Annotated in this window: 22 protein-coding genes; 1 reads left to right on the forward strand and 21 read right to left on the reverse strand. The window is 62.7% G+C overall.

The annotated features are described in order from the left end of the window. Positions 1-278: 278 nt before the first annotated feature. From rpsO to rimP, 9 genes are all read right to left on the reverse strand, one after another. On the reverse strand, positions 279-590 hold the full coding sequence (gene rpsO, locus RQ479_RS17820) for a 30S ribosomal protein S15 (protein ID WP_352465088.1): 312 nt from the start codon (positions 588-590) through the stop codon (positions 279-281). A 140-nt stretch (positions 591-730) separates the two neighbouring features. Beyond that, positions 731-1,825, reverse strand: coding sequence for a magnesium/cobalt transporter CorA (gene corA, locus RQ479_RS17825; protein WP_376702030.1), 1,095 nt, complete (start codon positions 1,823-1,825; stop codon positions 731-733). Between the two features lie 146 nt (positions 1,826-1,971). Beyond that, positions 1,972-2,931 (reverse strand): tRNA pseudouridine(55) synthase TruB, encoded by a 960-nt coding sequence (truB, locus tag RQ479_RS17830; RefSeq protein WP_376702031.1) that lies wholly within the window; start codon positions 2,929-2,931, stop codon positions 1,972-1,974. Further along, positions 2,931-3,353 (reverse strand): 30S ribosome-binding factor RbfA, encoded by a 423-nt coding sequence (gene rbfA, locus RQ479_RS17835; protein ID WP_376702032.1) that lies wholly within the window; start codon positions 3,351-3,353, stop codon positions 2,931-2,933. The genes truB and rbfA overlap by 1 nt, the downstream gene beginning before the upstream one ends. 49 nt (positions 3,354-3,402) lie before the next feature. Next, positions 3,403-3,975 carry a YcxB family protein gene (locus tag RQ479_RS17840; RefSeq protein WP_376702033.1) on the reverse strand — a complete coding sequence of 191 codons (573 nt, stop codon included), beginning with the start codon at positions 3,973-3,975 and terminating at the stop codon, positions 3,403-3,405. A 17-nt stretch (positions 3,976-3,992) separates the two neighbouring features. Beyond that, positions 3,993-6,560, reverse strand: a complete 2,568-nt coding sequence (gene infB / locus RQ479_RS17845; RefSeq protein ID WP_352464833.1) for a translation initiation factor IF-2 — start codon at positions 6,558-6,560, stop codon at positions 3,993-3,995. After that, the gene (locus RQ479_RS17850; protein ID WP_376702034.1) at positions 6,557-7,207 is read right to left on the reverse strand and encodes an RNA-binding protein; all 651 of its coding nucleotides are present in this window, start codon (positions 7,205-7,207) and stop codon (positions 6,557-6,559) included. The genes infB and RQ479_RS17850 overlap by 4 nt, the downstream gene beginning before the upstream one ends. 38 nt (positions 7,208-7,245) lie before the next feature. Then, positions 7,246-8,841, reverse strand: a complete 1,596-nt coding sequence (gene nusA / locus RQ479_RS17855; RefSeq protein WP_023676901.1) for a transcription termination factor NusA — start codon at positions 8,839-8,841, stop codon at positions 7,246-7,248. Between the two features lie 47 nt (positions 8,842-8,888). After that, positions 8,889-9,521 (reverse strand): ribosome maturation factor RimP, encoded by a 633-nt coding sequence (rimP, locus tag RQ479_RS17860; protein ID WP_352464831.1) that lies wholly within the window; start codon positions 9,519-9,521, stop codon positions 8,889-8,891. Between the two features lie 283 nt (positions 9,522-9,804). Here rimP and RQ479_RS17865 point away from each other — a divergent pair, with 283 nt between their 5' ends. Next, positions 9,805-9,969 carry a hypothetical protein gene (locus tag RQ479_RS17865; RefSeq protein ID WP_376702035.1) on the forward strand — a complete coding sequence of 55 codons (165 nt, stop codon included), beginning with the start codon at positions 9,805-9,807 and terminating at the stop codon, positions 9,967-9,969. A 60-nt stretch (positions 9,970-10,029) separates the two neighbouring features. Here the strand turns inward: RQ479_RS17865 and RQ479_RS17870 are convergent, their stop codons facing one another. From RQ479_RS17870 to RQ479_RS17925, 12 genes are all read right to left on the reverse strand, one after another. After that, entirely contained in the window at positions 10,030-10,731 is a 702-nt protein-coding gene (locus RQ479_RS17870; protein ID WP_376702036.1) for a tRNA (guanine(46)-N(7))-methyltransferase TrmB, read from the reverse strand. A gap of 11 nt (positions 10,732-10,742) precedes the next feature. Next, positions 10,743-12,032 (reverse strand): methionine adenosyltransferase, encoded by a 1,290-nt coding sequence (gene metK / locus RQ479_RS17875; RefSeq protein WP_023719567.1) that lies wholly within the window; start codon positions 12,030-12,032, stop codon positions 10,743-10,745. 328 nt (positions 12,033-12,360) lie between these two features. Continuing rightward, entirely contained in the window at positions 12,361-12,780 is a 420-nt protein-coding gene (locus tag RQ479_RS17880; protein ID WP_292653991.1) for a helix-turn-helix domain-containing protein, read from the reverse strand. A gap of 138 nt (positions 12,781-12,918) precedes the next feature. After that, a complete protein-coding gene (gene lnt, locus RQ479_RS17885; protein ID WP_376702037.1) occupies positions 12,919-14,505 on the reverse strand; it encodes an apolipoprotein N-acyltransferase in 1,587 nt (528 codons plus the stop codon). A 69-nt stretch (positions 14,506-14,574) separates the two neighbouring features. Continuing rightward, complete coding sequence (locus RQ479_RS17890; RefSeq protein WP_254816261.1) at positions 14,575-15,648, reverse strand: hemolysin family protein; 1,074 nt, start codon at positions 15,646-15,648, stop codon at positions 14,575-14,577. 28 nt (positions 15,649-15,676) lie between these two features. Further along, complete coding sequence (gene ybeY / locus RQ479_RS17895) at positions 15,677-16,174, reverse strand: rRNA maturation RNase YbeY (RefSeq protein WP_376702038.1); 498 nt, start codon at positions 16,172-16,174, stop codon at positions 15,677-15,679. 17 nt (positions 16,175-16,191) lie between these two features. Next, on the reverse strand, positions 16,192-17,184 hold the full coding sequence (locus tag RQ479_RS17900) for a PhoH family protein (protein ID WP_352464821.1): 993 nt from the start codon (positions 17,182-17,184) through the stop codon (positions 16,192-16,194). An 83-nt stretch (positions 17,185-17,267) separates the two neighbouring features. Next, positions 17,268-18,677 (reverse strand): tRNA (N6-isopentenyl adenosine(37)-C2)-methylthiotransferase MiaB, encoded by a 1,410-nt coding sequence (gene miaB / locus RQ479_RS17905; RefSeq protein WP_376702039.1) that lies wholly within the window; start codon positions 18,675-18,677, stop codon positions 17,268-17,270. A gap of 63 nt (positions 18,678-18,740) precedes the next feature. Next, positions 18,741-19,541, reverse strand: a complete 801-nt coding sequence (locus tag RQ479_RS17910) for a lysophospholipid acyltransferase family protein (protein ID WP_376702040.1) — start codon at positions 19,539-19,541, stop codon at positions 18,741-18,743. 21 nt (positions 19,542-19,562) lie between these two features. Then, positions 19,563-20,057 (reverse strand): ribosomal protein S18-alanine N-acetyltransferase, encoded by a 495-nt coding sequence (rimI, locus tag RQ479_RS17915; RefSeq protein ID WP_023719576.1) that lies wholly within the window; start codon positions 20,055-20,057, stop codon positions 19,563-19,565. Beyond that, the gene (tsaB, locus tag RQ479_RS17920) at positions 20,057-20,734 is read right to left on the reverse strand and encodes a tRNA (adenosine(37)-N6)-threonylcarbamoyltransferase complex dimerization subunit type 1 TsaB (RefSeq protein ID WP_376702041.1); all 678 of its coding nucleotides are present in this window, start codon (positions 20,732-20,734) and stop codon (positions 20,057-20,059) included. Before tsaB ends, rimI begins: the two co-directional genes overlap by 1 nt. A 159-nt stretch (positions 20,735-20,893) precedes the next feature. Beyond that, a complete protein-coding gene (locus tag RQ479_RS17925; RefSeq protein ID WP_376702042.1) occupies positions 20,894-22,000 on the reverse strand; it encodes a DUF1513 domain-containing protein in 1,107 nt (368 codons plus the stop codon). Positions 22,001-22,002 lie beyond the last annotated feature (2 nt).

The raw sequence follows: 22,002 nt of genomic DNA on the forward strand, positions 1-22,002 counted from the left end.
ACGAGCGTCCTGCAATCCTGCCCCATGACCGTCCATGGGCGGTTTCGAGTGGCCCTCTGCTGTTTCGAAACCGGGTTGGCCAATCGATCCGACTGGCCTTGCGCGTGAACCCGAAAACCAGGTTTTCGGAAAGTACCCTGCGCAAATCTAAACTTCAGAGCGTCCTTTGCGCATCCAAACCGATGCGCGGCGCTCTACTTTCTTCATTGGAGCCTTGGATGACCCGATGCTCCAATGCGCGACCGGCGGGCTCTCGAAAGAACCCGCCGGTCAATTCGTCAACGGCGCAGACCGAGCTTCTCGATCAGCGTCTGATAACGCGCGTCGTCCTTGCGCTTGAGATAATCAAGCAGGCTGCGGCGCTGGGAAACGAGAGCGAGCAGACCACGGCGGGAATGGTTATCCTTCTTGTGGTCCTTGAAATGGTCGGTCAGGTTCTTGATGCGCTCCGAAAGGATAGCCACCTGGACTTCCGGAGACCCGGTATCGCCCTTGGCGGTTGCGAATTCGCCCATCAATTCCTTCTTGCGTTCGGCAGTAATCGACATCGTGTTTTTCCTTGTCTGTTTGAGGAAACGGGACGCCCACAGCCGGGATGTCGTCCAGCAGGGGCCGGTGCAAGCAACGCGTCAAAGCGCGAAGCTGCGGCGCATATAGTGCAATTCCGGCAAAAAGGCCAGCCCAATTCACAAGCCGGCTTTTTGCTGCATAAACGGGCACTTCCGCTCAGTCAGAGCCATTTCTTCCATTTGAAGTACGCGAAGAGCCCGACCGCAACAAGCGCCATGAAGGCGAGCGACAAAGGATAGCCGTAATAGGCTTTTAGCTCCGGCATGTTCCAGGGCGAGGTGTCGGGATCGAAATTCATGCCCCACACGCCGACAAGAAAGGTGAGCGGCATGAAAATCACCGAGACGATCGTCAGATAGCTGATGACGTCGTTGGTGCGCGCCTGACTGAGCGACAGGTGCATCTCGATCAGGCCGGTCAGCATGTCGCGCTGGGTTTCGACCAATTCGATCAATCGCAGCGAATGATCCAGCGTGTCATTGAGAAATAATTTGGTTTCGGCCTTCACATAAGAGACGTCGTTGCGGATCATGGTCGCCAGCGCGTCGCGCATCGGCCAAAGCACGCCCTTCAGCACATTGGCGTCGCGCCGCAATTCGTGAAGCTGCCGCATCTGGTGCTTGTGCGCCTGGTTCAGCATCTGGTCCTCGATGCTGTCGACCAATTCGCCGGCAGCCTCGATTGGCGGGAAATAGCTGTCGACGATGGCGTCGATCAAAGCATAGGCGAGATAGTCGGCGCCGCGCGAGCGCAAGCGGTTGGGCACCGAGCTTGCGATCCGCTTGCGCACGGGATCGAACGGGTCGCCTTCGCGCTCCTGGAAGGTGACGACGAAGTTCTTGCCGAAGAAGACGGCGATCTGTTCGTAACGGTGCGCGGTGATGTCGTCGATCATCCTGACGACGACAAAGGCGTGGTCCTCGAAGAAATCCACCTTGGGCCGCTGACCGGTGTTGACGACATCTTCCAGCGCCAGCGGATGCAGGTTGAATATCCGGCCGATCTCCTCGATCAGCTGGATGTTGGCTAGGCCTGTGCAGTCGAGCCAGATGATCGGCCAATTGTGGCAATGGGTGTTGACGTCGTCGATGCTGGCATTGTCGATCGTCTTGAACTTTTCAGGCGAGATCAATGTCAGCCTGAGCTCGGAGCGGCGTGCCGCCGGGTCGGCGATCAGTGTGCCGGGCGAAGCCCCGACCGGCGGCCGCCGTGTGTTAAGCACCGCCCGCTTCTTGCCCGTCTCAGCCTTTGCCATGTACCCCCTCGAGTGCAGCGTCGAACGGCACTACTGCGCAGCGCATCCCTTCGGACGGCAAACGACGCCGTAGCCCCGTTGATTTAGCGCATGATCCTTTCCCAAAATAGAATCCGGTTTGGAGATCATGTGCCGAGAGGCAGCTGTTACCCGATAAAGACCCGTTTTGGCTTGAACATGCCTTGCTCGATGGCGCCGATGGCGACCAGCTTGCCGCGCGCGGTGGCGCAGGCCTCCTCAGCTTCTACCGGCGCGTCACGGCCGCGAATGATGACCGGATTGCCGAGGCGGATTTTGGTTGCCGCATCATCGCTGATCGCAACCTGCGGCAAGCATTCAAGCGCAGCGGCGGTATCGACCAGAAGCGCATCGATGGCACCGAAGTCGATCGGCGCGTCCGCTGCGAGCGAACCTTCCTCGCTCTGTTCGCCGAAGCGGGCGGCTTCCAGCTCGGCTAAGGTGACGAAATCTTCCTGCGTGAACGGCTCGACCTCGACCCGCCGCAACTCGGCGATGTGGCCGAAGCAGCCGAGGTCGCGGCCCATGTCGCGCGCCAGCGACCGGACATAGGTGCCCTTGCCGCATTCGACCTCGAAGATGGTGCGATCGGCCATATGCTCGACCAGGTCGAGCCGGCCGATCTCGACCTCGCGTGCCGGAATGTCGATCGTCTCGCCATCGCGGGCAAGGTCGTAGGCGCGCTCGCCGGCGATCTTGATCGCCGAAAATTGCGGCGGCGTCTGCATGATGACGCCGGTATATTTCGAAAGCAGTGCCAGCACGTCGGCTTCCGCCGGACGGCGGTCTGAGCTTTTGGTCGCCGGGCCTTCGAGGTCGTCGGTCGAACGCTCCTCGCCCCAGGCGACGGTGAAGCGGTAGATCTTGGCGCCGTCCTGGACGTAAGGCACGGTCTTGGTCGCTTCGCCGAGCGCGATCGGCAGCATGCCCGACGCCAGCGGGTCGAGCGTGCCGGCATGGCCGGCCTTTTCCGCCTGGAACAGCCATTTGATCTTGGAGACGGCTTCGGTCGAGCCCATCCCGACCGGCTTGTCCAGTATTAACCAGCCCGAGATCGGCCGGCCTTTCTTCTTGCCGCGACGCGCCACTATTCGCTGTCCTTCCGGTCGTCTTTGTCTTTGTCGTCGGCACTGAGATCGCGTGCCACTTCGGGGGAATGCAGCAATTCGTTGATCTTCTGGAAATTGTCGTAGCTGGTGTCGAGCCGGAAGCGAAATTCCGGCATGTACTTCATCTGCCGCAGCGCGCCGGAAACGCGGCCGCGAACAAACTTCGCATGTTTGTTGAGCGCTTCGACCACCACACCGGCATCCTTGGCGCCAAGCGGCGAGACGAAGGCGGTGGCGATCTTCAAATCGGGCGACATGCGCACTTCCGAGACCGAAACCACAGTGTTCTCGATCAGCGGATCGAGGATCTCGCCGCGCTGCAAGGTCTGGGACAGCGCATGGCGCACCTGCTCGCCGACGCGCAGCATGCGCTGGGATGGGCCTTTGGTGGATGCTATCATTTTTTCTTTCCAGACTGTCGCGCCGAGATCGGGTTGATGCGCCGACTTATCAGGATACGAGAACGCGTACTGAGTTTTGCTTGAGTGAACGCTGCTTTGCGTCGTCGGAGAGACGTTGGAAAACATCTCTTACAAACGTTCGACTTTCGTCAGATGAGCCGAACGCGCGTTTGGGCACATAGTGTGCTGATCCAGCTGAAACAAACCCCACCAGTCTCTCCGTCTCGTATATCTGGTCGATGTCCGGAAAACCCAATTTCATAAGACTGTGGGCACCTTTCCACTGCAACCCGTCGGCTTCGATGGAAAAAACAACCGCTGTTTCAGTTCTTCGTTGTCTTATCCAGCGAATACCCAGACGCCGGGCAAGCCTCATTACGAGCTTGGCGCCTGCGAAATAGAGTAAAAATGCTATCGATGCGGAAGCCGCGAGTCCGCCCACCCTGCCCAGAGAACGGCCCCAATGGGCCCACGACCAGCCTAAGAACCAGCCAACGGCTAGACCCAGAAGCAGATAAACAGGCCAGCACCAGTATCTCTGCCAAAAGCTAAACGCATTGCGGGCCGCTGCGCGACCCGCAATGATCGAGTCCTCATAGTTCGGCGTGAAGCCAATCTCCATCGGCAAACCGAACCCTTTTATAGCGTCCTGGTCACCATCTCGACGCGGAAGCACTCGATGACGTCACCGACGCGCATGTCCTCGTAGTTCTGGAAGGCCATGCCGCATTCCTGGCCGCCCGGGACTTCCGAAACCTCGTCCTTGAAGCGCTTCAGGGTCTTCAGCGTGCCTTCGTGGATGACGACATTGTCGCGGATCAGGCGCACGCCCGCACCACGCTCGACCTTGCCTTCGGTGACACGGCAGCCGGCGATCTTGCCGACCTTGGTAATGTCGAAGATCTCGAGGATCTCGGCATTGCCAATGAAGGTCTCGCGACGCTCCGGGGAGAGCAGGCCGGAAAGAGCCGCTTTCACATCGTCGACCAGATTGTAGATGATCGAATAGTAGCGGATCTCGATGCCTGCCGCAGCCGCGGCCGCGCGGGCCTGCGCATTGGCGCGAACGTTGAAGCCGATGATCGCAGCCCCGGAGGTTTCCGCCAGCGACACGTCGCTTTCGGTAATACCGCCAGCCCCCGCATGGACGATCCGGGCGCGTACCTCGTCGGTGCCGAGATTGTCGAGCGCCGCGTTGATCGCCTCGATCGAGCCCTGCACGTCGCCCTTGATGACCAGCGGGAATTCCTTCAATCCGCTGGTCTGCAATTGCGACATCATCTGTTCAAGCGAGCCGCGCTGGCCGGCATGCCTAGCCACCGCCTTCTCGCGCGCCAGGCGCTGGCGATATTCAGTGATCTCGCGGGCGCGGGCCTCGTTGTTGACAACGGCGAAGCGGTCGCCGGCCAGCGGCGTACCTTGCAGACCGAGGACTTCCACCGGCATTGCCGGCGGCGCTTCCTTGACCTGCTCGCCGCGATCGTTGACCAGCGCGCGTACCCGGCCCCACTCGTTGCCGGCGACGAGAATGTCGCCCGGCATCAACGTGCCGGTCTGCACCAGCACGGTTGCGACTGGGCCGCGGCCCTTGTCGAGTTGGGCTTCGATGACAACGCCTTCGGCGGTGCGGTCCGGATTGGCCTTCAGGTCAAGGATTTCGGCCTGCAGCAGGATCGCTTCGAGCAACTTGTCGAGATTGATGCCCTTAGTCGCCGACACCTCGACATCCAGCACCTCGCCGCCCATGGATTCGACGAACACCTCATGGCGCAGCAGTTCCGAGCGCACCTTCTGCGGGTCGGCGTCGTGCTTATCGATCTTGTTGATCGCCACGATGATCGGAACGCCGGCCGCCTTGGCGTGATTGATCGATTCGATCGTCTGCGGCATCACGCTGTCGTCGGCCGCCACCACGAGAATGGCAATATCGGTCGCCTGGGCGCCGCGGGCACGCATCGCCGTGAAGGCGGCGTGGCCGGGCGTGTCGATGAAGGTAATTTTGTTGTCGTTCTTCTCGACCTGATAGGCGCCGATATGCTGGGTAATGCCACCGGCTTCGCCGGACACCACATTGGCATTTCGGATTGCATCGAGCAACGAGGTCTTGCCGTGATCGACATGGCCCATGATCGTTACCACCGGCGGACGCGGCTGCAGGTCCTCGGGACGATCGGCGATATTGAACAAGCCCTCTTCGATGTCGGACTCGGCGACGCGACGGACCGTGTGGCCAAATTCGGTCGCGACCAGTTCGGCCGTGTCGGCGTCGATGACGTCGCCAGGCTTCAGGATCTGGCCCTGCTTCATGAAGAACTTGACCACGTCGACAGCGCGCTCGGACATGCGCTGCGCCAGCTCCTGGATGGTGATGGTTTCGGGCAGGATCACTTCACGCATGACTTTCTCGCGTGGCTCGTTATGCAACGCGCGCTTGAATTTCTCCTGACGGCGGCGCATCGACGACAGCGAGCGGGCGCGCGCATCCTCGTCGGAGAGAGCCGAATTCAGCGTCAGCTTGCCGCGGCGGCGGTCTTCCTCGCCCTTGGTCGGCTTGGCTGGACGCGCCACTTCGGGCGTGACCAGACGGCGCACTGGTGCACCGGCACCCGTCCGCTTCGGCTTGACCTCTTCCTCGTCATCGACTGTCGCCAGTTCGGCGGCCAGGGGCGCACGGCGGCGTGCCTCTTCCTCGGCACGGCGGCGGGATTCGGCCTCGGCTTGCAGCCGCGCCTCTTCTTCGGCCTGACGGCGGGCCGATTCCTCGCGCTCGCGGCGGCGGCGCTCTTCGTCCTCGCTGCGGCGCTTGGCCTCCTCGATGGCGCGTTGGCGATCCTCGACGTCGCGCACCTTCGAGCCTTCGAGAGCCCGGCGGCGTGCTTCCATTTCCTGGCGCGATAATTCGTTCAGCACCATGCCGCTGCGTTCGACTGGCGGCGGAGGCGGCGCCGCCTTGGGAGATTCCTGCACGGCAGGCGCTGCCGCGACCGGCTTCGGCGTGAAGACGGACACAGGCGCTGCCGCCGGCTCCGGCTTGTCGCCGGGCAGCGAGAACTTGCGCTTCTTGGTCTCGACAACCACCGACTTGGTGCGGCCGTGCGAGAAGTTCTGGCGCACAGTGCCCTGTTCCATACCGGGGCGCTTCAGCGTCAAGGTCTTCTTCGGCGTAACACTCAGCGTCTTGTCGTCGCCCGATTTCGTATCGCTCATTCCATATCCTCTGCGGCATCATCTTCGTCAGCAACGGCCGCAAGCATTGCCAGATCGTCCGGGGAACCGCCCCGATATCGGTCGAGCGCAACCATACGCTTCTGGACCGCCCTGCCCGCGTCTCCCGCGAGAACGGCAGCATGTATCACATTTGTACCCCCCAATGCCAAGCTCAACTCGGCCTCGGAGAAAAGTTTGTAAGCGCGGATCGCAGGCCCGCCGAGGTGGACGGTTGCCCGTCGCGCCTGGCTTATCTTGCGGACGCCATCGTCGGAAGCCTCGGTCGCGTGGAGCACGAAAAGTGCAAGTCCGCCGCGCACGGCGCTCTCGACCTTGGTCGCTCCGAGCGCCATGGCGCCCGCCTTGCGGGCCAGGCCAAGCATGCCCAGAGCGGACCTGGAAAGCAGCGCGTCGACCATGCCGCCAAGATCGGCTGGCACGGTCACCTGCGCCTTAAAAGCACGGGCAAACAGGTTCTTCGCCGCTGCCTTGTCTATATGTAGGCGGTCGGCGGTCACCCAGCAACCGCGACCGGGCAGGTTTCTCTTGATGTCCGGAACGACGGCCGAATCCGGGCCGACGACGAAACGGATCAGCTCATCCGGTTCGGCTTGCCTGCGGGTGACGATGCAGGTGCGATCGTTCATCTCGTCCAAGGGCGGGTTCGGTGCGATGCGGTTTCACCTCACGCACCGACGGTTTCGTCAGCCGGCACGCCCTCGGCGGCAAGCTCATCTTCGGTGATCCAGCCAGCCTTCAGGCGAGCGGCCAAGACCATTTGCTCGGCATCGGCGCGCGACACGCCGTGGTTGGCGAGCACACCCGGGAATACCTTCGTCTCGCCGTCCTTGCGTTCCTTCCAACCGGTCAGGTCGTCGGCGGCGTAGCCGGCGAAATCCTCGATCGTCTTCACGCCGTCCTCGCCGAGCGTCACCATCATGGCGGTGGTGATGCCGGGAATCTCGCGCAGCTCGTCCTTGACGCCGAGCGCCTTGCGCTTCTCGTCATGCTCGGCTTCGATCTTCTCCAGATATTCGCGGGCGCGGGTCTGGATTTCCGAAGCCGTGTCCTCGTCGAAGCCGTCGATCGACGCGATTTCGCCGGAATCGACATACGCGACTTCCTCGACGCTGGTGAAGCCTTCGGAAGCGAGCACCTGGCCGACCATCTCGTCGACGTCGAGGGCTTCCATGAACAGCGACGACCGTTCGACGAATTCCTTCTGGCGCCGTTCGCTCTCTTCCTGCTCGGTCAGGATGTCGATGTCCCAGCCGGTGAGCTGCGAGGCAAGACGGACGTTCTGGCCGCGGCGGCCGATGGCCAGCGACAGCTGATCGTCGGGGACGACGACCTCGATGCGCTCGGCATCCTCATCGAGCACGACCTTGGCGACTTCCGCCGGCTGCAATGCATTGACGATGAAGGACGCGGCCGAAGGCGACCACGGAATGATGTCGATCTTCTCGCCCTGCAATTCGCCGACGACCGCCTGGACGCGGCTGCCGCGCATGCCGACGCAGGCGCCGACCGGATCGATGGAGCTGTCGCGCGAGATGACAGCGATCTTGGCGCGCGAACCCGGATCGCGGGCGACCGACTTGATCTCGATGATGCCGTCGTAGATTTCCGGCACTTCCATGGTGAACAGCTTCGCCATGAACTGCGGATGGGTGCGCGACAGGAAGATCTGCGGGCCGCGCTGTTCGCGGCGCACGTCATAGACATAGGCGCGGACGCGATCGCCATACTTGTAGTTTTCGCGCGGGATCAGCTCGTCGCGGCGGATGATCGCCTCGCCGCGGCCGAGATCGACGATGACGTTGCCGTATTCGACGCGCTTGACGGTGCCGTTGACGATCTCGCCGATTCGGTCCTTGTATTCGTCATATTGCCGGTCGCGCTCGGCCTCGCGCACCTTCTGCACGATAACCTGCTTGGCCGACTGGGCGGCGATGCGACCGAAATCCATCGGCGGCAGCTGTTCGGCGATGAAATCGCCGAGCTGGGCGTCCGGATTGCGCTCGCGCGCCGAGGAAATGGCAATCTGCGTCGCGTAGTCATCGACCTTCTCGACCACTTCCATCAGCCGCTGCAGCTTCATCTCGCCGGTGTTGGCGTTGATGTCGGCGCGGATATTGGTTTCCTGGCCGTAGCGCGAGCGCGCGGCCTTCTGGATCGCGTCAGCCATGGCGGCGATGACGATCGACTTGTCGATCGACTTTTCACGCGCGACCGCATCGGCGATCTGCAGCAGTTCAAGCCTGTTGGCGCTTACAACCATCTTCTTTCTCCCGAGCTTGTTGCCGACCTTTACGGCCGGCAGCCCAATCACATTTCCTGTTCGGTTTCGTCTTCCGCACCCTCTGGTGCATCTTCGGGTTCGCCGCGGCGTTTCCTGGCTTCCTTGCGCGCCCGATTGTCCTTCGACAGGGCATCGCGGATAAGGTCGTCGGTCAGAATCAGCCGCGCTTCGGCAATCGCATCGTAGGGGACACGCACCGTAGGCTCCTCGCCGTAAGCGGCCTTGTCGCGCTCGATCAGCACACCGTCCGCGTCGCTTTCGGCGATCTTGCCCTTGAAGCGCTTGCGGTCGGCGACGAGAACCGACGTTTCCATCTTCACCAGATGGCCGGTCCAGGCTGCAAAGTCCGATTTGCGGACCAGCGGCCGGTCGATGCCCGGCGACGACACTTCGAGATGATAAGCCTTCTCGATCGGATCATCGACATCGAGCGCCGGCGACACCGCCCGGCTGACCTCTTCACAATCCTCGACCGTCATGGTGCCGTCCTCGCGCTCGGCCATGATCTGCAGCGTCAGCCCGTTCTGGCCCGACAGGTGCACACGCACCAAGCGGAAGCCGATGGCGCGCAGTACCGGCTGAACGATCAGCGCGATGCGCGCATCGATGCCGCTTTCGCGGATGATGCGGTCGTCGCCTTCGCTTGACGTCATTGTCATTCGGTCTCTGTCACTCGATTCCTGTTTGGTCGGCAGGTAATAAAAAAGAGCGGGACCGGGTGGACCCACTCTTCGTCATACCGACCAAGAATTTGAAACTGATATAGACGATCATGGTCCTCGTTTCAAGCCCGTCCTGCATGACGGCAGGGCTCCGAGTCCGCAGCGCTGCGCCAAATGCATGGCGCCCATGCAGTGATCCCCCTTTGAGCACCGGCGGCGCACGACTATCTATGTTGCATTGCACAATCGGAGCGCTCACTGCGCTCGAAAGGATTCGATCATGAACAACCGTGGATTTTTTTCAGCCATAGGCGATGTCTTTAGCGTGTTCGGCAGCGCCGTAGCAGCGTCGCGGGCTGTGGAAAACGGTCGCAAGCCGCATGCGCATGATTTGCGCAATCTCGGCATGGAGCCGGCCGCCTTCGACAAGATCCGTCGCTTCTGAGCCAAGTGAGCGACGAGAGCCTTCGGCCCGCTCGCCTTTTGCTCAGCTCGGATTTCCTGCTTATTTCCGCACGAAGGTGAGATAGGCGGGCCGTCGGCCTTCACGAATGGCCTTGGCCTCATAGCGCGTCCCCGGCCACCCATCATAGGGCCCGTGCCAGTCGGCTGCTTCGCTTGCGTGCCATGTGAAGGCGCCGTGCGCCCGGCAATGCAGGAGCGTCCAGTTCACATAGCTGTCGATGTCGGACGCAAAGTGGAACTTTCCGCCGTGCTTCAGGACGCGCGCGAAGCGGTCGAGATTGACCGGGCTGACGAAGCGCCGCTTCCAGTGCTTCTTCTTCGGCCACGGATCCGGGTAGAGAAGATCGATGCCGTCAAGCGAAGCCTGCGGCAGCCAGTCCAGCAGGCGTGTGGCGTCGTCGTCATAGACGCGCAGATTGGCAAGCGGCCGCTCCCGGACCGCCATCATCATCTTGGCCATGCCGTTGACGAAGGGCTCGACGCCGATAAAGCCGGTCGCCTGGCTGGCCGTGGCACGGTGCAGAAGATGTTCGCCGCCGCCAAAACCGATTTCGAGCTGGACAGCCGAAACTTCGGCTTCGAAAAGGCTGCGCAGATCGGCCGGCGGTTCGACCGTCAGATCGAGCCTGTAGACGGCGAAGCCGCTCTCCAGCGCCGCCGCCTGCTGCGGTCGGATGGTCTTGCCGCGCCGGCGACCGAAAAATGCCTCGGTCGCACGGCTAGGCCGGTCCTTCGGGTCCATAGGCGCCGCGGTTAGGCGGCGACCGCTTCGGCGACTGGTTCGGCGAGAGCGTCCTTGAGCGCCTTGGCGAGATCGGTCTTCTCCCAGGAGAAGGATCCGTCGCGGCCGGCCTTGCGGCCAAAATGGCCATAGGACGACGTCTTGGCATAGATCGGCTTGTTGAGATCGAGGTGGCGGCGGATACCGGACGGCGACAGGTCCATCACGGTGCGCAGTGCACGCTCGAGCTTTGCCTCGTCGACCTTGCCGGTGCCGTGCAGGTCGACGTAGATCGACAGCGGCTGGGCGACACCGATCGCATAGGAAAGCTGGATAGTGCAACGATCGGCAAGCTTCGCGGCAACCACGTTCTTGGCGAGATAGCGCGCCGCATAGGCCGCCGAGCGGTCGACCTTGGTGGTGTCCTTGCCGGAAAAAGCGCCGCCGCCATGAGGCGCAGCCCCACCATAAGTGTCGACGATGATCTTGCGGCCGGTCAGGCCGGCGTCGCCATCGGGCCCGCCGATGACGAACTTGCCGGTTGGGTTGATGTACCAGTTGCAATTGTCGGCGATCTTCAGGTCGCCCAGTGCTTCGCGAATATAGGGTTCGACGACGTTGCGCACCTTCTTCGAATCCCACGTCTCATCGAGATGCTGGGTCGACAGCACGATCTGCGTCACTTCCGCCGCTTTGCCGTCGACATAGCGGACTGTAACCTGGCTCTTGGCATCCGGCCCGAGCCTGCCTGCATCACCGCTGCCTTCATGGCGCGCAGCGGCCAGCAGTTCGAGGATCTTATGGCTATAGTAGATCGGCGCCGGCATCAGGTCCGGTGTCTCGCGGCAGGCATAGCCGAACATAATGCCCTGGTCGCCGGCTCCTTCCTCGCCTTGCCGGTCGGAGGCGTTGTCGACGCCTTGGCCGATATCCGGCGACTGGCCGTGCAGCAGAACCTCGATCTTGGCCGTCTTCCAGTGGAAGCCGGCCTGCTCGTAGCCGATTTCGCGGATTGCCTTGCGGGCGACCGACTTGAACTTGGCCGGGTTGACAATCGGATGGCCGGCCGCGTCCTTCAGGACGTTGCCCTCCTTGTCCTTCTTGAGCAGCGTCTCGGGGACGCGCACCTCGCCGGCGATGACAACGCGATTGGTCGTCGCAAGCGTCTCGCAGGCAACGCGGACCTTCCACGGGTCCATGCCGGTCTTTCTGGCTTCGCGATAGACGAGATCGACAATCTCGTCGGAGATACGGTCGCAGACCTTGTCGGGATGGCCCTCGGCAACGGATTCCGAGGTGAAGAAGTAATTGTGCCGCGTCACGGGTGTCCCCTCTTGAAAAAATATCGGCAGGCCGCCGATTTTGGCGCGCCAGTTGTTAACGGTGCCGGGCGCCGCTCGTCAAGCCGTGCAGCCGTTCTGGCATGAATTTTGACGTCATTATCTTTGCATCCCGAGACGGCGGCAGGGCGCACTGCCATCAGCCCTTGCACCAACAGACTGAGGAAAACGGCTTCGAGGAAGCGTGTCGAGCAAAATCGATCCGCGCTTTAGCGCATCTGCGGAATGCACATCCCTCGATGCGCACAGCCGCGAGAAATTACATCCCAGCTACGACGACCTCTTCCTCTTTGAACTCTTCACGGGCCAGTCAATCGACCTCGTCGGCGGAGAGCGACTTCACTAGCTCAATGATCTTGCGGCGCACTTTCACGTCGGCGATCTTGACGAAGGCGCGGTTCAGCTGGAGGCCTTCCGGGCTGCCGCAGAATTCGACGGCGGAGGTCATCGACGCATCCTCGGCAAATCCGCGGGTGCCCACGGGCTCCTGACCGGGCGCATCCTCGAAGAAGAAGGCGACGGGGACGCCGAGTATGGAGGCGATTGCCTGCAGACGGCTGGCGCCGACGCGATTGGTGCCCTTTTCGTACTTTTGGATCTGCTGGAACGTTATGCCGAGGTTTTCGCCCAGTTTTTCCTGGCTCATTCCCAGCATATTGCGGCGAAGCCGAATGCGGCTTCCGACGTGGATGTCGATCGGATTCGGCTTTTTCTTGTTTTCTTCTGTCATTTTTTCCTCGCCGAATTTTTCCGGCTTTTTCTATTTTGCTGCCCAAACGAAGACGGCGGCCCGTGCCCCAACAAAACGACCTATCGACTTCGATAATTTTTCAGGCGCTTACAGTATGAGTTTCTAATGTGTCGGCTGTCAATTCGCCCGTAGCCTTTGCCTTACGTTCAAAATGCATGCCGCAACGGCAAGCAAAAACATGATCAGCATTCCATTAATGCGTCGTTGGCCGGAGGAAACGATGGCTTGGTTGGAGATCGGCACACGCACATCGATGGCACCGCGTGCATCGATTGCCAGCGCGTCGACGATGCGACCGCGCGGGTCGACAACGGCCGAAATGCCGTTATTAGCCGCGCGCAACAGGGGCACCCCATTCTCCACCGCCCGGATCTGCGCCTGCCTGAAGTGCTGGTACGGCCCCGGCGTGTCGCCGAACCAGGCGTCATTGGTGACGTTCACAATAAGCTCGGCTGACGTTGCGTCAACTGCGACCAGATCAGGAAAGATGACCTCATAGCAAATAAACGGCAGCGCCCCGATGCCGCCGGGCAGCGCGATCGGGTGCCGCTCATTGCCGGCCGCGAAGGTCATCGGGCCGGCAACAAGCTGCTCAAGCCCGAAGCGGCCGAGCAGATCGGCGAAAGGTAGATATTCGCCAAAGGGTACCAGATGGACCTTGTCCACGGCATCGACGATTTCGCCCCTTTCGTCGATCGCCACTACCGAGTTGTAGTAACGGCTCCCGGTCGCCGAGCCGCCTTCCTCGCGAACGACGCCGGCAACCAGCATCTGGCCATCGCCAAGCATCTCTCCGATGGCAGGCAGGGCATCCGGACGATCGGTGAACAGAAACGGCACGGAGGTCTCCGGCCACAGGATCAATTGCGGCCTGTCATGGCCGGGTTCCGGCGCCTTGGCCGAAAGGCCCATCATGGTGGCGAAGATGCGGTCACGCACCGAGGCATCCCATTTTTCCGTGAGGTCGACGGCAGGCTGCACGATACGGACGTCGAGGCTGCGGGCCGCCGGCTTTTCGGGGGCGGCGAGCCTGATATAACCGAAGCCGGCATCGGCGGCGACGAGAACGACAAGCAATGCCGCGCCGAGGCGAAGATGCTGGCGCGCCGCAAGCAGGGCCGGCAGCGCGAAGACGAAGACCGCAAGGGCGTTCATGCCGACCATGCCGGTCACCGATACGCTCTGCATCAGCAAAGGCACCGGCATCGCCGCATAGCCGACGGCATTCCACGGAAAGCCGGTGAACAGGAAGCCGCGCAGCCATTCCGCCAGCGCAAAACCGAAGGCGAGCGCGGCGATGCGGCCAATGTCGTTGCTCCACAACAGCCGGGCAACCACGGCAGCGAAACCGTAAAAGAAGGCCAGCGCGAGGGGGATGCCGACCACCGCGAACGGCAAGGCCCAGGCAAAGCTGTCGGCCTCGACCAGCAGCGCCGAGCCGACCCACCAGAGACCGGCAAGAAAGTAACCGAAACCGAACCACCAGCCGGTGGCGAAAGCCGGCCGCAAGCGCCGCAGAAAACCGTCCGAGGCTTCGCCGGTCGCGCCGTCGAGGAGCCACACCAGCAGCGGGAACGAAACGAAACAGACGGCGAAGAAATCGTAAGGCGCCTGGGCGAGAACCGCCAGCGCCCCGGCAAGAAACGCCACGAGCGCGCGCCGCCAGCCCCAAAGCAGAATTATCCGGCCGGCCTGGCGCTCCATCTATGCTTCCGAGTCGTGCGAATCAGGAAGCAAGATTTATCAGGCCGGAGCCCCGGTTCCAAATGAACCCTAAGCCTGCTCGGTGCGGACGGCGCGGCGCCGCCGCTCGCCCTTCAAGGTCTCGACGATGCGCACGCGCTTGACGCGGCGCGGATCGGCGTCGAGCACATGGAACTCGAAGCCGGGTATGGCCTGCACCACTTCGCCGCGCGCCGGCACCCGACCAAGCGTGTTGAAGATCATGCCGCCGATCGTGTCGACATATTCGCCGTGCTCGCCGGCGGCGAAATCCTCGCCGATCATCTTGGCGACGTCATCGATCTCGGCCTTGCCGTCGACGATGAAGACGCCTTCGCCGGCCTGGGTAATCATCGGCTCGTCCTCGTCGTGCTCGTCCTCGATGTCGCCGACCACCATCTCGACGATATCCTCGAGCGAGACGAGACCGTCGGTGCCGCCATATTCGTCGATGACCAGCGCCATCTGAGTGCGCGTCGTCTGCATTCGCCCCATCAGGTCGGAGGCGAGCATCGACGGCGGCACGAACAGCACCGGTCGGATCAGGTTGAGATCGCCGATGGTGCGCGCCAGATCGACCTGGGCGAGATCGAGAACCGTCGCGACCGGGGTTTTCCTGGTCGTCCTGCCCTTTCTGACGCGGGCGACCTTGGTGATGTGCGCCAGCACGTCGCGGATATGAACCATGCCGCGCGGGTCGTCGAGCGTCTCCGAATAGACCGGCATGCGGGAGTGGCCAGACTGTTCGAACAGCCCCAGAAGATCGCCGAGCTTCGTCGTGATCTCGACCGCCTCGATGTCGGCGCGCGGCACCATGACGTCCTCGACCCGCACTTCCCGCAGGCGCAGGATGTTGTTGAGCATGGCGCGTTCGCCGGGCGAGAAGGATTCTGCATCGCTCGCCGTTTCGGCGAGCGCACCGGCAATCTCCTCGCGCAGGCTGGTGCCGTTGCGGTGCCTGAAAAGCCCGAGCACGCGATCGAACAGGGAAGGACCGGCAGGCGATGCCTCGCTGGCGAAGCTGCCGGTCGTGGTACTCGGACTCGAGCCCTCTTCCGTCGTTTCGGAAGGCTTGATCGCACTGCCGGCGTCGGAGCGGGCGGCAGTCTCTGGTTTGTCGTTCATCATCGTCCGGTCAATTGGTCTTTTGTAATTACGTGTAGGGATCGGGAATGGCAAGCCTCGCAAGTGCTGCGCGCTCTGTCGCTTCCATCAGTTCCGCTTCGGCATCGGTTTCGTGATCATAGCCGAGCAAATGCAGCAGGCCATGGATGACGAGATGGGAGATATGGTCCTCGACGGGCTTGTCTTCCAGTGCCGCCTCGCGCACGACAGTCTCGGCGGCCAGCACGATGTCGCCGAGCATCGGCGGCAGAGGCCCGCCCCTGGCAAACGGAAAAGCCGGGAAAGACAGGACGTTGGTCGGCTTGTCCTTGCCGCGCCAGCCGGCATTGAGCGTACGGATATGGGCATCGTCGGAAAAGACGATGCTGAGCTCGGAACGGCCGTCTGCACCGGTTTCGGCAAAGGCGGCCGAGACGGCGCGGTCGACAAGCCGCATCAGCACCGCCTCGTCGGGCCAGTCGCCCGCCTCGATCGCCACATCGATTTCGACGGGAAGCGGCCCCCCCGCCTTTTGCTCCTCAGCCATGCGGCCGCATAATCATATCAGCTTTCGACACCCAAGCCCCTGGCCAGCTTGCCGTCACGGTCGTAGGCCTTGACGATCTCGGCGACCAGCGGATGCCTGACGACGTCGCCTTCATTGAAGCGTACGGTCACCATGCCGGTGACGCCGTCGAGGATTCTCAGCGCCTCGACCAGGCCGGACTTGGTGTTTGGCGGCAGATCGATCTGGGTCGGATCGCCGGTGACGATCATGCGCGAGTTCTCGCCGAGCCGGGTCAGGAACATCTTCATCTGCATCGGCGTGGTGTTCTGCGCCTCGTCGAGGATGACGGCAGCGTGCGCCAGCGTACGGCCGCGCATGAATGCCAGCGGCGCAATCTCGATGACCTCGGCGGCAATCGCCCGCTCGACCTTGTCGGCCGGCATCATGTCGTAGAGCGCATCATAGAGCGGCCGCAGATAGGGATCGACCTTCTCCTTCATGTCACCCGGCAGAAAGCCAAGCCGTTCACCGGCCTCGACCGCGGGGCGCGACAGCACGATGCGTTCGACCATGCCGCGTTCGAGCAGCATTGCCGCATGCGCCACCGCCAGATAGGTCTTTCCGGTGCCGGCCGGGCCGATGCCGAAGACGAGTTCCGACCGCTCCAGCGCGCGCATGTAGGCGTCCTGGTTGAGCGAGCGGGCATAGATGGTCTTCTTGCGCGTCGATATCTGGGCGGCGGACACCTTGCCCTTGCGCTCCAGCGTCGGCAGCGTCAGCTGGTCGTCGGTGGCGATCGCCATGCGCACGGCGCCGTCGACATCGGACTGGCCGATATCGGTGCCTTTCTGCAGAATGCCGTAAAGATTGTCCAAGGCGCGGCGTGCCTGCTCGGCGGCCGAGGAAGAGCCCTTGATGGTCAATTGATTGCCGCGCGAGCGGATGTCGACGCCGAGCTTCTGCTCGAGCCTGGCCAGATTCTCGTCGAACTGGCCGTAAAGGGCGCTGGCAAGCTTGTTATTGTCGAAAGTCAGTACGATGTGCGCCATATCCGAGGCCCCGGAGGGTAGATTCTGGGGCAGATTCTTGACTTCAGCAGCGCTCAACCGTCTCTCCTCATCTGCCGAGGCCTTCAGGCCAATTCGGCGAACAGGCTGTTGTAGCCCGTCTTCGTGATTCGCACCTGGATAATGTCACCGATTTCGCCGGCCTTTTCATCAACAATAACCGGCTGCAGCCAGGGCGAGCGGCCAACCTTCTGGCCGGCCTGGCGGCCCGGCTTTTCGATCAGCGTGTCGATAGTCCTGCCGACCAGGCTTGCGCCGAAATCCTGCTGCTGTTTCAGAAGCAGCGCCTGCAGCCGCTGCAGGCGCTCGTCCTTGACGGCCTCCGGCACGTGATCGCTCATCTCCGCGCCCGGCGTGCCGGGGCGCGGAGAATATTTGAACGAGAAGGCCGAGGCATAGTTGACGTCTTCCACCAACTGCATGGTCGCCTCGAAATCCGCTTCCGTCTCACCGGGAAAGCCGACGATAAAATCGCCGGACAGTGCGATGTCGTTCCGTGCGGCACGGATGCGGTCGATCAACCTCAGATAGTCCTTGGCCATATGCCTGCGGTTCATCGCCTTGAGTATGCGGTCGGAGCCGGATTGCACCGGTAAATGTAGATAGGGCATCAGCGCAGGCAAATCACGATGGGCGGCGATCAATTCATCGTCCATGTCGCGCGGATGGCTGGTCGTGTAGCGCAGCCGCGCCAGACCTGGAATCTCTGCCAGCCTGAACAGCAGCCGGCCAAGGCCCCATTCCTCGCCGTTTTCGCCTCTTCCGTGCCAGGCATTGACGTTCTGGCCGAGCAGCGTCACCTCGCGCACGCCGGCATCCGCCAGGCGCTCGGCCTCGGCGACGATCTGTGCCACCGGCCGCGAGACTTCCGAGCCGCGCGTATAGGGCACGACACAGAAGGTGCAGAACTTGTCGCAGCCTTCCTGAACGGTCAAGAACGCCGTCACGCCGCGCCTGATCAGTTCGGCGCGCTTTGGCTGCGGCAGATGCTCGAACTTGTCCTCGATGGCATAGTCGGTTTCGACGATCTTTTCGCCGCCACGCGCCCTCGCCAGCACACCGGGCAGCCGGTGGTAGGTCTGCGGACCGATGACCAGATCGACGGCCGGCGAGCGGCGGATGATCTCGGCGCCCTCGGCCTGCGCCACGCAGCCGGCGACGCCGACCAGCATTTCGCGCCCGGCCTTGGCACGTTCCGCCTTCAACTCACGGATGCGCCCAAGTTCGGAATAGACCTTTTCCGCCGCTTTCTCGCGGATGTGGCAGGTGTTGAGCAGCACCAGATCGGCCTCGCCAATGGCATCGGTCGCGGCATAGCCGTCGGCCGCCAGAGCATCGGTCATGCGCTGCGAATCGTAGACGTTCATCTGGCAGCCATAGGTCTTGACGAAGACCTTCCTGGTCGCGGCAGGCGGAACGACCAGGCCTTCGGCGGCAGCGCCGGTGTCGTCGCGTTCTATCGTGTTCAATTCCATTTCGCGGCTTCTAGCGCCTTTCCCTGACAAAAAACAGACGAATCTGCCCGAAACCCGCGCAGCCTACCGGCTTGGGCGCGGTTCGGCGAGCGCCGCCTGCACCATCTCGCGCACCTGGCGTTCCATCTGCTTTGCCGTCTCCTTGCGGCTGGAGCCCTTGGAGAAAGCGATCGCCTCGCCAAAATGCACCTCGACGTCGAGGGCGCCCTCGGCCATCAGCACCTTGAGGTGCGGCATCAGCTCCTCATCGCCGATCCAGGCGGCTACCGGCCGATGCCGGCGGCCGAGCGGCACACCATGCAGGCGCGTATAGACGATGGCCACCGGCTGGATGAAGACCTGTTCGGCCGCCCCTTCCGCAATCGCCATTGTAGCGGCGCCGAACAGCGTGCTCTTGAACGGCAGGATCATGTTGCCGTCGCCGGTCGAGCCTTCGGCGAACAGCACCATGGCGTCGCCCTTGGCCATGCGGCCGGCGATCTCGCTCGCCTGGTCGCCCGACGAACGTTTGCGCTCACGTTCGATGAAGACGGTGCGCTGCAGCTTGGACAGCATGCCGATCAGCGGCCAGCCGGCCATGTCGGCCCTGGCGATGAACGTCACGTCGACCATCGACCCCAGCACCATGATGTCGGTCCAGGAGATGTGGTTGGCAGCAATCAGCAATGGGCGCTGGCCGGACAGCGCTCCCTTGACATGGATGCGCAGCCCCAGCGCCCTGATGATCATCCTGTGCCAGATCTTCAGGATGAAGGTCTCGCGCCAGAGTCCGGTCTTCATCGACAGGATCTGCAGCGGCACAAGCACCAATGAGCCGACAACAACCAGCCCCAGCGCCAGGAAAATCCTGATTTTTCCGATCATTCGCACCACCCCGGCGTTTGGCTAGCGAAGATCGCGGCGCATGACAAGCGCGCCGGTCGGGCCGTGCTCCGGCGACTTGTAATAGTTGGCGCGCTTGCCGACCTCGCGGAAGCCGAGCCGCCGATAGAGCGCGATCGCGGCGACATTGGTCTCGTCGACCTCGAGGAAAAGTGCCTCGGCGCGCTGTGCGTGCAGTTCACGCAGCACCGCATCCATCAATTGCCAGCCGAGCCCCCGCCGCCGATGCGAGCGTGCCACCGCGACCGTCAGGACCTCCCCCTCGCCGGCCGCCAGCCGCGCCAGCACGAAGCCGACCGGCGGCTTGGCGCCCTGTCCGGTCTCGCGCGCGGCATAGCCGAACACGGTGTCCTGCTCCAGCAGCGCGGCGAATTCGTCGTCGGTCCACGGCCGCGCGAAATCCTCGCGATGCAGCACCGACATGGCCGCGCTGTCGGCAATCGTCAGCGGCTCGAGCGCATAGTCCCTGCGACGCGGCTGGAGGAAGGGAATGCGCATCAGTTTTTTTGCCTTGATAGAATAAAGCCGGCCTGCGGCTTGGCGTCCGCGCCGCGCAAATACAACGGCTTCGGCTTTTCACCATCGTCTTTAGCAGTCGCCAGCCGGGCATAGACGGCGATGTCGGCGGTGGCCCCGATCGGGCCGGTGTCAAAAGCGCGCCCGACCGAGGCGGCAATTTGCGACGTCGCGGTGCCGGCAAGAACCGCGGAGCAGTCAACCGCGATGGCGGCGGCTTGCGAAAGCGTGGTCACCGAGGGACCGTAAATCAAAACGGATGCTTCATCGTAAAGTGCCGCATGGATTTCCTCGCGCCCTGCATCGAGCGCGGCGAGAACGGCGCGGCCGGGAAACGTTACTCTCGCTTGCGCCGCCAGTGCTTCCAGAGTCGTCACGCCGATCGCCGGGACTTTCAGCGCCAGTGCAAGGCCGCGCGCCGCCGAGACGCCGACGCGCAGACCGGTGAAGGAGCCCGGACCGGTGGAAACGGCAATGGCGCCGAGGCCGGAATAGTCGGTTCTGCTGGTCCCCAACGCCTCTTCGATGACACCCATCAGATGCTCGGCATGACCCTTGCCGAGATCGAGCACCGAACGGCCGAGTTCTTTCCCGGCCGCCGCATCGTAGACGCAGGCGGCGCAGAGATTGGCGGCACAGTCGATGGCAAGCAATTTCATGAAGCGGCCGGTTGAGACAGTTTCGAAAACAGCTTCCCTCTGCCCGCCAGGGCTGATCCCCGCAAGGGAATAATGGATAAATCGTCAGGCGACTTGGCTTCGGCGCGGGTCCAAGAACGTAAGTTTCGACGCACACAATCGCCACAATAGGTATCGGGACTAGCCGACCTGCTCGATACGCAGCACGTGATTGTCCCAGACATAGTCCGGCTCGGAACGGATCGAGCCACCGGCCTCGACGATTTCGCCGGCGCCGGTCGTCGCCATGAAGCTCTCCCCATCGGGCGCCACGCCACAGACCTCGACCAGCGCCTTGGTGTCGACGATGCGGCCGCTGGCCGCGTCGATCACGGCAAGCGAATTGCCCTCAGGCGAAGACACGGCGATAGTGCCGGCGGCAGGGTTGGCGGCGACCGAGCCGATATAGTTCCTGAAGGCCGAGAGCACGTCCTGCGACATGTCGAGCAATTGCAAGTCCTTGCCACGCGCCGCGCGGCCGACCAGCGGGGGGCAATCGGTGCCCGGCCCCCTGTACTGACAGCCGAACCAGACGGTGCCGGAGCGGTCGGCATCCATATGGCGGATCGACAGTTGATGCAGCACGGGCGGCAATTCGTGCTTTTCGGTGAGATCGCCGGTAAGGCGGTCGACCAGAACATAGGACGGCTTCATCGTTGCGATATTGAGCTCGGCGCGGCCATAATCCGGATGCGTCTCGATGCCGCCATTGGCCACAGCAATCGTCCTGCCGTCGGAAAGCAGCAAAAGCTCGTGCGGGCCTGTGCCATAGGTCGGGAACTCGCCGATGCGCTTGAATTTCGCATGCGCGTCATAGATGCCGACGACGCCGGCGGCATTGTCGAAATCGTTCTCGGTGGCGTAGAGCAGCGCACCGTCGGCCGAGAACACGCCATGGCCGAAGAAGTGCCGGCCGGCAACGCTGGCAATGGTGTGCGGTTCACCGCGGCCGGTATGGTCGAAGACGACAGCAAAGGTGCCCGGCTGCCTGGCAAACACCACCGAACGCTTAGACACCGGGTCGAAGGTAACGTCGTGGCCCCGATCGGGCAGATCGATCATGTGCAACAACTTGCCGGCCTCGGACAGGACGGCCGCGCCAGAGCTGCCGTCGCGCTTGACGAAAGCGGTGGCGAAGACCGCGTCGGCGTCGAGTGTCTTTGCCCAGGCCGACGGCGCCATCGCCGCGACGAAACCAGCGCCTGCGGCCCTCAGGAAATCGCGCCGATCGATCAGCGGCGTCCTCATGA

Origin of the sequence: Mesorhizobium sp. ISC25 (assembly GCF_042295465.1) — a bacterium.
GTDB lineage: Bacteria > Pseudomonadota > Alphaproteobacteria > Rhizobiales > Rhizobiaceae > Mesorhizobium.